General features: G+C 66.8%; 9 protein-coding genes. 5 read left to right on the top strand and 4 right to left on the bottom strand.

All coding sequences use genetic code 11. From position 1 onward, the window contains the following. Positions 1 to 52: 52 nt before the first annotated feature. Complete coding sequence (locus jaqu_RS17385) at positions 53 to 649, bottom strand: AAA family ATPase (protein WP_052501046.1); 597 nt, start codon at positions 647 to 649, stop codon at positions 53 to 55. Then, positions 646 to 2,148 (bottom strand): Mu transposase C-terminal domain-containing protein, encoded by a 1,503-nt coding sequence (locus jaqu_RS17380; RefSeq protein ID WP_201774382.1) that lies wholly within the window; start codon positions 2,146 to 2,148, stop codon positions 646 to 648. Before jaqu_RS17380 ends, jaqu_RS17385 begins: the two co-directional genes overlap by 4 nt. 61 nt (positions 2,149 to 2,209) lie before the next feature. Here jaqu_RS17380 and jaqu_RS17375 point away from each other — a divergent pair, with 61 nt between their 5' ends. Together jaqu_RS17375 and jaqu_RS21735 are read left to right on the top strand one after the other, a co-directional pair. Next, entirely contained in the window at positions 2,210 to 2,794 is a 585-nt protein-coding gene (locus jaqu_RS17375) for a recombinase family protein (protein WP_236687890.1), read from the top strand. A 109-nt stretch (positions 2,795 to 2,903) separates the two neighbouring features. Next, positions 2,904 to 3,062: a hypothetical protein gene (locus tag jaqu_RS21735; protein WP_161793891.1), complete on the top strand. Its 159-nt coding sequence runs from the start codon at positions 2,904 to 2,906 to the stop codon at positions 3,060 to 3,062. A 6-nt stretch (positions 3,063 to 3,068) separates the two neighbouring features. Here jaqu_RS21735 and jaqu_RS17370 read toward each other — a convergent pair whose 3' ends face one another. Then, the gene (locus jaqu_RS17370; RefSeq protein WP_212668562.1) at positions 3,069 to 3,506 is read right to left on the bottom strand and encodes an Lrp/AsnC family transcriptional regulator; all 438 of its coding nucleotides are present in this window, start codon (positions 3,504 to 3,506) and stop codon (positions 3,069 to 3,071) included. A gap of 144 nt (positions 3,507 to 3,650) precedes the next feature. Between jaqu_RS17370 and jaqu_RS17365 the strand changes: the two genes are divergently transcribed. Beyond that, positions 3,651 to 4,376, top strand: coding sequence for an aspartate/glutamate racemase family protein (locus tag jaqu_RS17365; RefSeq protein WP_043920281.1), 726 nt, complete (start codon positions 3,651 to 3,653; stop codon positions 4,374 to 4,376). After that, positions 4,373 to 6,700, top strand: coding sequence for a hypothetical protein (locus jaqu_RS17360; RefSeq protein WP_043920280.1), 2,328 nt, complete (start codon positions 4,373 to 4,375; stop codon positions 6,698 to 6,700). Before jaqu_RS17365 ends, jaqu_RS17360 begins: the two co-directional genes overlap by 4 nt. A 63-nt stretch (positions 6,701 to 6,763) precedes the next feature. Here jaqu_RS17360 and jaqu_RS17355 read toward each other — a convergent pair whose 3' ends face one another. After that, positions 6,764 to 7,843, bottom strand: coding sequence for a helix-turn-helix transcriptional regulator (locus jaqu_RS17355; RefSeq protein ID WP_141134402.1), 1,080 nt, complete (start codon positions 7,841 to 7,843; stop codon positions 6,764 to 6,766). Positions 7,844 to 7,999: 156 nt separating this feature from the next. On the opposite strand from jaqu_RS17355, the gene jaqu_RS21980 reads away from it, so the two are divergent. Continuing rightward, positions 8,000 to 11,773, top strand: a 3,774-nt coding sequence (locus jaqu_RS21980) for a hypothetical protein (protein ID WP_043920278.1), incomplete at its 3' end; no start/stop codon positions are given.

The following is an 11,773-nucleotide window of genomic DNA, read 5'->3' as shown; positions in this document are numbered from 1 at the left end:
ACCAAACCCTGAACAGAGCTAACTCATAAACGCGGACTCAGAGGGGAGCAGGTCATTTCCTGAAGATGAACTCCATCTCGTCGCGCGAGAGCGGCGGATATGGATGGGCAAAACCGATGCGGCTGTAAAGCTGTGGGTAGCGGCTCATGCGTTTCTCAATGCCGGGCATGCCGATCAGGATCAGCCCGATCTCTGATCGGTCGAACTGGTCGCGCAGGTATTCCAGGGCGCTGTTGGTGAGGCGCTCGGCCTCATCGACAATGATCAGCTCAGTATGCCCTCCGCGCGGTTTTCTTGGTTGAGCGGATTGCGGATCGAGGGCTTGATCGATGCAGGCCTCGACACGGTTGCGGAGTTTGTTGAGGTCCTTGCGCAATGCGGCGAAGGCACTTGCCAGCGGAGGCGTGTAGAAGACGGTGCGCGACCGCGCTAGGGCGGCATAGACCTTTTCATCGGAGGGATCGCGTGGTCCCCAGCTTTCCAGCAGCGGTTCCGCGATGTCCCATTTGGAGTATCGCCGGGCGGAGAGGGTTTTACCGACACCGGCGGGACCGTAACAAAGCCCGATGGTGCGATCTTTCCGGACGGTGCGCGCGAACTCGACAAAGCGTTTATGGGCGCTGGTTTCGATGAAGGTGGTGCTCGTCATGTGCGCCGGTCTTCCTTGTAGAGCAGAAGCTTGGATTTTGCCGAAGGCTTTGGCCTGGGCTCGTGATCGGCGTCCGACAAATGGTCGGTCACAGACCCAGTTCGCCCCTTGATCTCCTGCCTCAAGGCGCGTCGTCGCGCCGTGCGGGCCTGCTGAATGTCCTTGAGAGAAATGGTGCGTCCGGCATGGTCCGGGCTGATCGCGCGGCAGAGGAAGCGGTTCCGGTGGAACACCCGGATTTCCGCCATGTCGCGCGGGTCATAGCGGATGGTGACATGCTCACCGACAAACGCCGCGAGCGTCGGGTCCATGTAGCGCAAACCCTGGAAGTGGATGCCATCCCGGCGCACGAGACGAGCTTTAGCAACGGTGAGAAGCAACAGGTCCAAAGCCTCGACACTCTCGGGCAGGTTCGGCAGCCAGCCGTCGCCGCGCCAGGCGGCATTCGGGGTCATGCCAATCTCGCTATGGCGGCGCGCATTGTGTGTACCGACCAAAAAGCGCCCGACAGCCTGATCCAGTTCTGAAAGCGAGAGTGCAGGTGGGCGTCGTGTTTTGCCTTCCGCAAGATGGCCCGAAAGCTCCGGTAGCAGCTCGGTGTTTACCGTGCCGAATATCCGTTCGATCTTGCCGCGCCCCTGCGGGCGCGCGACGGCCGAGAAGACAAGCTCAATGCGCAGCTCAGCCGCCACCTGCTCCAGATGCTGGCTTGTGAAATCCGATCCATGATCGGTGTAGAGCGTGCCGGGAATGCCGCAGACCGGCCAATCCGGGGCCGTCTTGCGCCAGATCGCCTGGCGCAATGCGAGCGCGGTTTGCAGCGCGGAAGGCGTGCCCAGGAACACGGAATAGCCCGCAACCGCGCGGGAATAGTCATCCTGTACGATAGTGAGCCAGGGCCGGGCGGGTTCGCCGTTGGCGTCGAGGATCAGAAGATCGAGCTGGGTGTGATCCGCTTGCCAAACGGCATTGGGCCGCTCGGCGCGGTGCCGATGGATCAGCTCGAACCTGTCGCGATATGCGGTTGGACCTTCATGGACGAGGCACAGCATGGCGGGATCGAGAGCGCCCATTACCCTGCGCACTGTCGCGTATGATGGGGCGGGATGGCCATCCGCCCTTGCCACCTCCGCGATGCGTCGTTGAATCGAAGCCGCTGACAGGCGCGGCTTCTGCACTGCAAGCGCCTCGATCCGGTGCGCCAAATCGGCGTGCAGTTTCCGGTGTCCTGCGTCGGAGCGCCCGCGCCGCATCAACCCGACGAGCCCAGCGTCATGATACCGAGTCAGCCACCGGCGCAACGTCCGGATCGAATGCCCAGATACACGCGCCACTTCCGTCAGTGGCACATCAGTATCAAGATGCGGTTGCAGGATCCGGAAACGCTCCATCGCCGTCCCGCGAGCCGCATCGGAGAAAGCGGCCAGGCTGTCCGTAAGAGGATCGTCCAGCGGACGGTTTGTCAGGGAGGTGGCGAGGTCCGGTTTCTTTGAGGTCATCGTGTATCACATGAATAGTACGCATTAATTTGCAATAGAGGTAGCTCTATCGTACGACTGAATGATGACAACGACCCGGATTGGCTACGCCCGCTGCTCGACCGACAAACAGGACCTGACCGCGCAGCGGGAGGCGCTCATCGCCCTCGGCGTGGAGCCGGAGCGCATCTATACCGACCACGGCCTCACGGGTCGAACCCGCGCGCGGCCCGGACTCGACCAGGCGCTCGCGGCGGTGCGAGAAGGTGACACTCTCGTCGTGACCAAACTTGACCGGCTGGCCAGGTCAGCCCCGGATGCCCGCACCATCGCAGATGGTCTCGCCGAACGTGGCGTTCGCCTTGCCCTGGGCGCGACGGTCTACGACCCTGCAGACCCGATGGGCAAGATGTTCTTCAACATCCTCGCCACCTTCGCCGAATTCGAGTCCGACCTCATCCGAACGCGCACCCGCGAAGGCATGAAAATCGCCCGCGCCAAAGGAAAACTGCGCGGCAAGAAACCCAAGCTCTCCGAAAAACAGCACCGCGAGCTGCGCCGCATGTACGACACCGGAGACTACTCCATCAGTGACCTCGCAGACGTCTTCGCCGTCTCTAGGCCGACGATCTACCGCACACTACAGCGCACCGAGAGTGCCAAATAACGTGCAAAAATCAGTGCCATTTATCGTGAAAAGTCACAGGGGGGTCGGTTCTGGCCTTGTCACCCGATGAGGCCCGGCTGAAACAGCCCCGACCGCCACGCTAGGCTGCATGTCGGCGGTACTCTGGATGGGTGTCATTGTGATCGCGCTCAGACGCTTTCGGTCGGCGCACACCACGAGCTGGACGTTTCTGCGCCTCGTCAACCGCCTCGCCGCCGTGACCATCGCTCGGCTCGCCGTATGCCTGGCGCTGAACCGGCCGCGCTAGGGGCTCTCAGGTTCGCTTGACCTCGCGCAGCGGCACGGCGCTCTCGATCGTTGCGACACCAGGCACACGGGTCAGGCGGCCGGTCAGGAACCGCTCGAAAGCGGCGAGGTCCTTGGTCGCCACGCGCAGCAGGTAATCGCGCCCGCCGGTCATCAGCCAGCATTCCATGACCTCTGGCATGGTCTGCACCGCGCCCTCGAAGGCCGCGAGCGCGTCCTCCACCTGACGATCGAGCTTAACGGAGACGAAGACGGCGAAGCCACGCCCCATCGCGGCCTCGTCGAGCCGCGCTCCGTAGCCGCGGATCATGCCAGCTCGTTCGAGCGCCCGCACACGCCGCGCGGTGGGCGTGGGCGACAAGCCAACGCGTTCGGCGAGAGCTTGCGTGCTGACGCGTCCGTCCGTGCGCAGAACGGCAAGGATGGCATGGTCGATGGAATCGATGGCGGAACACTCCAATGCCTGAGGGGAAGGTAGCGGATTACAGCGCGGAACGCACGGGCGCAGGCCGATTTAGCGAAACCCGCCACCTCAGGTCTGGTAGTATCGGACGCGGGCCAGGCGGATCGACTCGACGAGAAAGGGACCATGATGGACAGACCCCTCGCGCAACGCGTGATTGGCATCCTCGGCGGCGCGTCGAACGTCGCCACGGGCGCCTACTATGAGCGGATCAATGCGTTCGCCAACGCCCGTCTCGGCGGCTGGGACATCGCCGAGACGCTGATCGCTGGCATGAACTTCGGCAACATCGAGGCGCTGGTCCGCGACGGCGACTGGACGACGCTGTCGGCGTACATGGACCGCCACATCGCGCGGCTGGCCGCGGGCGGGGCGGACCTGCTGCTCTGCGTGTCCAATACGCTCCACCCCCCGCTGGGTGAGATCGCCGATCGCCACGGGCTCCGGCTAATCCACATCGCCGACCCGACCGGCGCGGCCATCCGTGCGGCGGGGTTGGGTCGTGTCGCGCTCTTCGGCACGCGCCCCACGATGGAACTGACCCATCTGGCCGAGCGCTACCGCGACCGGCACGGCGTGGAGGTCGTCCTGCCCTCCACCGATGAGCGGGTCGAGATCGACCGCATCATCTTCGACGAGTTGGTCCGCTTCGACGTGCGCGACGCCTCGCGCACCCGCTACGAGACCATCGCCCGTCGCCTCGCGGCCGAGGAGGGAGCGGAGGGCGTCATTATGGGCTACACCGAGATCTTCACCTTGATGCGTCAGGACGGCCTGCCGAACCTGCCGCTCTTCGACACGACGGATCTGCACTGTCGGGCCGCCGTCGACGCAGCCTTGGAAGGCCTATGACCGACCACCCTCTCGATCCTGTCGCGCGCGCGGCGCTATGGTTGTCGCACTGGACGATCCACCAGGCGAACCACGTCCGGCCCAAGGCCGAGGCCGAGGGCGAGGTGAAGGTGGGCGGGCACCAAGCGTCGTCGGCGTCCATGGTACAAATCCTGACGGCGCTCTACGGCCATAGCTTGCGCCCCGAGGACCGGGTGGCGGTGAAGCCGCATGCCAGCCCCGTGTTCCACGCGCTGCACTACATGGCGGGCAACATCGACCGCGACCGGTTGGAGCGGTTCCGCGGCTGGGGCGGGGCGCAGTCCTATCCCTCCCGGACCAAGGACGTGGACGACGTGGACTTCTCAACGGGCTCGGTGGGTCTCGGGGTCGCGATCACGTCCTTCGCATCGCTGGTGCAGGACTGGCTGCACGCCAAGGACCACGCCTGCCCCGATTGGCCCATGGGCCGGATGGTGGCTTTGGTGGGCGATGCCGAGTTGGACGAGGGCAACGTCTACGAGGCGTTGCAGGAGGGCTGGAAGCACGATCTGCGCAACGTCTGGTGGGTCGTGGACTACAACCGCCAGTCCCTCGACGGTGTGGTCCGCGAGGGGCTCTGGGAGCGGGTGGAGAAGGTGTTCGACGCTTTCGGCTGGCGCGTCCTGCGCCTGCGCCACGGCGCCCTGCAGCGCGCGGCCTTCGCCGAGCCGGGGGGCGCGGCGCTCCGGGCGTGGATCGAGGCCTGTCCGAACGCCGACTACTCGGCGCTGACCTATCAAGGCGGAGCGGCCTGGCGCACGCGGCTGATGGACGACTTGGGCGATCAGGGGGAGGTGACGGCGCTGATCGAGGCGCGAGACGATGCGGACCTCGCCGCATTGATGGAGAACCTCGGTGGGCACTGCCTCGGCACGCTATGCCAGGCGTTCGACGCCGCCACAGAGGACGACGTGCCGACGGTGTTCCTGGCTTACACGGTCAAGGGCTGGGGGACGCCGTTGGCGGGGCACAAGGATAACCACGCGGGCCTCATGACCAAGGCCCAGTTCGCGGACTGGCAGGCGGCGATGGGCGTGGCCGAGAGCGCGGAGTGGGACATGCCCGCCGCCGCAGAGACGCTGCGCGCCGCGCCGTTCTTCGCCCGCGGCCCCCGTCGGCTGACCGCGCCCGCCGTGCCGGTGGGCCTGGCGATCGATGTGCCGGATGCCGAGATCAGCACCCAGGCCGCCTTCGGAAAGGTCATGGACGGCATTGCCAGGGCAGGGGGCCCGCTCGCAGACGCGATCCTGACCACCGCGCCCGACGTCACGGTCAGCACGAACCTCGGCGCATGGGTGAACCGCCGGGGTCTCTTCGCGCGCGAGGATCGCGCGGACGTCTTCGCCGAGGCGCGCGTGCCCTCCACCCAGAAGTGGCGCTTCGGGCCGGGCGGCAGCCATATCGAACTGGGCATCGCGGAGATGAACCTGTTCCTGCTGCTGGGGGCGGCAGGTCTGTCGCACAGCCTCTTCGGGCGGCGCGTGCTGCCGGTGGGCACGCTCTACGACCCGTTCGTCAGCCGCGGGCTCGATGCCCTGAACTACGCCTGCTACATGGACGCCCGCTTCATGGTGGTAGGCACGCCTTCGGGCGTCTCGCTGGCCCCCGAGGGCGGGGCGCACCAATCCATCGCGCAGCCCCTGATCGGCCTGAGCCAAGACGGCCTCGCCGCTTTCGAACCCGCCTTCGCCGACGAGACGGCCGAGATCATGGCGTGGGCCTTCGACTACATGCAGCGGGACGGCGATGCGGGGCCCGACCCCCACACGTGGCTGCGCGACGCGACTGGCGGGTCGGTCTACCTGCGCCTATCCACCCGACCTCTGGAACAGCCGGGGATAAGGGCCGACAAGGACTGGCGACAGGGCGTGGTCGACGGCGCCTATTGGTGGCGCCCGCCCACGGGCCGGACCACGACCGTGATCGCCTACCAAGGCGCCGTCGCCGACCAGGCACTTGCCGCCGCGCACCGCATCGCCACGCCGGGGCGGGACGTCGCCGTCCTCGCCGTCACCTCCGCCGACCGGCTCAACGCCGGGTGGACGGCGGCGCAGGCGGCGTGGCGCGCGGGCCAAGGTGCCACCTCCCTTATCAAGCGTCTGCTGGCGCCCGTACCCCGCGACGCGCAGCTGGTCACGGTCCTCGACGGCCACCCCGCCACCCTGGCCTGGCTCGGCGCCGTCCACGGCCACCGCACCACCTCGCTCGGAGTCGAACACTTCGGACAAACCGGAACCGTCGCCGACCTCTACCGACACTTCGGCATCGACGCCGATGGAATCGTCCGCGCGGCCCGGGCCTGAAGGAACGTTCCTCTGAGTATGCCCATCCGAAACATCGCGACGAAACGCCGAGAGGGCAGGCCGTCAGGATCCGTCGACCTCCCGCGTTCCCGCTAGCATCGCGAGCAGATTCACCTGTCCCCGGGTCTCGGTCTTGGCGTAGACGCGCTTGAGGTACATTCGGACGGATGCGGCCTTCAGGCCGGCCCCGGACGCGATCTGGTCCGGCGTCCGTCCCGCAATAACTCCCAAGACGACCTGTGCCTCCCGCGGTGTGAGATCATAGGCCACCCGGAGGTCGTGCGACGACCACTGTGGCGGACGCGCCCATCCGGCAGCCAGCACGACCGTCGGTCGCCTGTCGGAGGAGGGACCGGGGAAGGTTCGGACGAGAAGCATCCGCCTCCCACGCGGGAACACGCCCCGCCGCTCATCGCCACACAGCGCTGCGGCGATGAGCGGCCGAACCGCCTCCGCCGCGCGTGCGTCCACCCAATGCGTGATGCCCTCTCGCATGCGTAAAAGCACTCCCTCGGCGATCAGGTTGTCGGCGGCCCCGGTCCGGCTCAGCATCTGACCGTCGGCCCCGATCACGAAGGTTGCGTCGAGTGCATGTGTACACGCGGTGGCCCCCGTGCGCCGTACACCCCGCCGCCGCAGCCCGTGTCCCACGGCCCGCCCCAATGCGCGCAGACTGCTCTCCGTCCGAACGAGCGTTGCGCGATCCAACCAGGGGCGCTCACGACGCAGGCCGCAATAGACCTGGAGGTCGCCATATCCCGGCACGGGCAGCCGCATACCGGCGGACTCCATCCCGATGCGACCGGGCTCCAGCACTTGTTCGTAGAGGTCCGACCGCCGAAGAGTGTCCCACGACATCCACGGTCGGTAATGCAGAAGACGTCCCGGCTCGCTGTTGGATAAGAAACGCAGCGCCGGATTGCGGCTCGGCGTGGAAAGATCGCCCCAGAGCCGCCCCCCGACGTGGCCGTCAAGTTCGGCAACCGCCCGTACCCCCGCCCCGTCGAGCACTGGATCAAGCGACCCAACGGCGAGCGTCGCGCCATCGATGTCGTCCGAGATGGCCTGCACGGCCTCTTCGAGAACAGACTCGCCGTCCGAGAGCCGCCAGAGCAGCTCGGCCATGTTCGGATCGTGACGCACCGCACCTCCCCCAAGGTGTTATAAGCGTCATAGCAGCATCCTTCCGTAACGGCAAGATGGCAGTGATCCCAAATGGGTATAGCTCCGCAGGCGCGGGACGATCACGCTTCAGGGAAATGCACCGTACCGAGGCTGCACGTCCCGAGGATCCCGAACATGCCGAAGACCGTCGTATTCCCGGATGCCCGTCTGTGGGCACAGTTCGATCCGCTCTTCGATCTGTCCGCGCTCTCGGGCGATGCCCTGGGCTGGACGCGAAAGGTAATCGTGGAGGCCCATTCGTCTTCGACGACCTTCCGAACTATGATCGACGCGTTGCGGACCGACGTGACTGCCGGCGATCCGAAGCTGCGAATACGGGACGAGACGGTCTCGACCAACGCGAGCGGTGTCCCGATCAGCGACACCAACGGTAATCGCTCGCCCGTCGTATTGGGTGAGCAGGTCACCACTCATGTGACAATCGACTCGACCGACTTCGATCTGAAGACGGGCCATGCGAAGAAGGACACCTATCTCGACCCGTCCGGCCGGGCGCATTTCGATTCGTTCTACACCGTCATTCTGCACGAACTCGTCCATCACGTCAGTGAAACGACAGCGTGGAAGCCAAATCCGCTCGTAGACGATGCATGGCCCAGCGACTCATCGGCGCTGTCCGGCTCGGGCGCGACCGTCGATGCGACCAACGACATCCTTAGGGAAATGGGCCTGCCGGAGCAACTGTCCTATAGCGGCACGGGTAGCGACGTAGGCGCCTTGATCGCGGGCAAGTCGTACGGCGAGAATCGAACCTTTGATCTCGCCCTTGCCGGTGACGCGGCGACTACAGTGCCGAATACGAGCAATCCCGTCAGTCTGACCATCGACACGACGCCGTTCGAAGTGCTGCTATCGGTGAGTATGCAGCCGGATACCGTCACGAAGGATCTACTCGTCGGTGTCGAGAACGCGCGCAACATCCTGATCAGTGCCGGCGAGGACGACGTCCTGTGGGGCAAGAACCTGGCCGACGATCTACAGGGCGGCGCTGGGAGCGACGTCCTGAAGGGTGAGGACGGTAACGACCTGCTGAACGGCGGCACCGGGGAGGACTTCATCGACGGCGGCGAGGGGGTCGATATCGCGGTCTTCGCTGGGAGCGTCGCGGACTATATCATCCAGCCCACCAGGTTTCTGGAATACGAAGTCAGCGTTGCCCGCAAGACGGCAGGCGGCGCGCCGGGGGAAACGGACTTTCTGAAGGGCGTCGAGTTCGCGCGCTTCGAGGCCGATGTCGCCGATGTCGACCTGTTGGGGTTCGTGCCGATCTTGCCACCGAGAGTCGGTGCGCTTGGGGCGAGCCTGTCGCAGAGCCTTGCAGAACTCGAAACTGCGGTCGGCGCGTTGTCGCTCGACACCCCTGCCGGGGACGTCGCGGTCGTGGGCCAGTCGGCGGACGATGCCGTCGCGTCGGTCGGGCAGGATGCGTCAACACGCCTGGACGACCAGAGTTCTGAGATCGCCCGCGTCTTCCGCACCGTGGACGCCGAGACCCGGGCTCAGGGCCTTTCGGCGGTCGAGGCCGCGACGCGTGCAGCGGAGCTTCTGGACGAGATCGACGGGGTTGAGATTGTCGACGGCGGGTCGACCGACGCTGTCTCGGCGGCGCCCGGCGCGCGCGGTAGGAAGTCTCCGCCGTCGTTCGACCTTGAAGGTGATGCGGGTCCGAGTTCGCAGATCGTCGTCGTCATCTCGGGCACCGAGTTTGCAACGTCCACGGACCTCGCGCTGGCGGGGGATTTGGGGATCGACGGGCTTTCGCTCGGGGTGGACGCTGCAGCCGACCTATCGATCGAACTCGGCTACGACCTGCCGTTCATTCTGGACTTCGGGGCCGCCACGGCGACGGAGGCGGTGACCTTCCTACCCGCCCGCGGCACCGAGTTCGTTCTCGGGGTCTCGGGCGACGTACGTGCGCAAGGACAGGCCGAACTGGGCGTTCTCGCGGCGCAGGCGCGCAGCGTCGAGGGGCCGGAGGGCGAAAGTGACATTGACCTCGTGGTGACGGCCGACCTGACGCAGGGCGGTGGCTTCGTCCCCGAGGTCGCACTGGAGGGGCGCGCCGGGGTGCGCCTCGCGGTCGAGACCGATCCGGTGACCGCGACCGTGGCGGGGACGACCTTTCCGATCCTGCCTGAGGTTTCGGGCGTGATCGAGGCGGGTATCGCCTACGATCCGGACGGCGGCGTGCGCACGATCGCGGCGGTGCGGGACGTGCAGGTCGATCTGCGCTCGATCGCTAAGCTGCTCGACGGCATCTTCGCCCAACTCGAAGAGGTCACGGACACCGCCCCGCTGCGGCAGCTTCTCGACCTCGTCGATGCGCCGATCCCGGTGCTCGACTCCTTGCTCGACGGCACCGACCTCGATCCGGACGGCACGCCCTATCTGGACGAAGGTCGAGAGGAAGAGCTCGACCCCGACTTCACCGTGCTGGACCTTCTGCTGGCGGCGCAGAACTTCCCGGGTGGCCCGGACCTGTCCGCGGCCATCGATGCCATCATGGCGTACAAGCAGCTCAAGTATATGCGCGAACAGGTCCGCGAACTCGCGGGCGAGGAGGGGGGCGTCGTGGCCCCCGACGAGCCGCTGGTCCTGGGCGGCGCGACGCTGGCGGACGGGACCCTCACGACCGGACGCAACGAGGGCGCAGCAGACGAGATCGCCGCCTCGCTGGCCGACCTCGCGGACCTGACCCGCGGCGCGCCCGCGATCCGGCAATCGTCCGGCGCCGGAGAGGACGGCAAGCTGGAGGCGCCGTTCCTCGAATCGCCCGAGGCGCTCCTAGAGGCGGCGAGCGCGCTGATCCTAAACGGCTTCGCCGGCGCGGAGCCGGTCGATCTGATCAAGTACACGACGCCCCTCATCGCATTCGAGACGCCATCGGTGCCGTTTGTGACGATCCCCTTCGTACCGCTGCCCATCGTCGCGACGCTCCAGGGCTCGCTCGGTCTCGCGACGCGCTTCGCGGTGGGCTACGACACCAGCGGCGCCGGTCCGGACGGGTTCGGCTTTGAGGACGGATTCTACGTCTCGGGCGCGCTGACCTCCGATCCGACCGGGGCGCCGAACGTGGCGAACAAGATCGCCTCGGCGTCCTTCGGGGTCGCGCTGGACGTCGCGCTGGAACTGGGCGTGGCGCGCGCGTCGGCCACTGGCGGCCTCGTCGGCAGTGCCGCCCTGGGCCTGGCCGACAGCGGGACGGGCACCGACAAGCTCTACCTCGTGGACGCGGATGGGTGCCTCTTCGGTGCCGCCGCCGGGTCGCTGGTGGCCGAACTCTCGGCCAAAGTTCGCATCGGGTTCGGGTTCTTCTCCTACGACAAACGGGTCGATCTGGGTCGCGAGGTCATCGCGCAGTTCGGCGTCGATCCGCTGTGCCCCGAGGGCGCGGCGGGCTTCGGGGAGTTGCCGCCGCCCGCCGAGGGCGAGGTGGGCGGCCTCGCGCGGCCCGAGGGGACCGACCTCATCCTACACGTCGGCGAGGAAGCGGTGAACCGTTCGCTCGCCGGCACCGTCGAGGACGACCCCGCGACGCCGGCCATCGAGACGACCGCCGTGAACGAAGCTTTCGCCGTCACTGCGGTGCCCCGAGATGAGGGCGATCCGCCCGCCCCGGTCGGCGAGGTCGCGGTGCGGGCCTTCGGGGTGTTCCAACGGTTCTCGGGCGCGCAGAAGGTGGTCGCCGACGGCGGGGACGGTGATGATCGCCTCTCGGTCGAGGAGGGCCTCGGGCTGCGCGCCGAGTTCGAGGGCGGCGCGGGCGAGGACCGCCTCGTGAGCGCCGAAGGCGACGACGTGCTCGAGGGCGGCGACGGGGCCGATGTTCTTATGGCGGGCGGCGGCGCGGACACGCTGCGCGGCGGCGCGGGCGACGACCGGCTGATC

The organism is Jannaschia aquimarina (assembly GCF_000877395.1).
Lineage (GTDB): Bacteria > Pseudomonadota > Alphaproteobacteria > Rhodobacterales > Rhodobacteraceae > Jannaschia > Jannaschia aquimarina.
The sequence above is the reverse complement of the archived record's forward strand: the minus strand, read 5'-3'. Positions and strand labels throughout refer to the sequence as shown.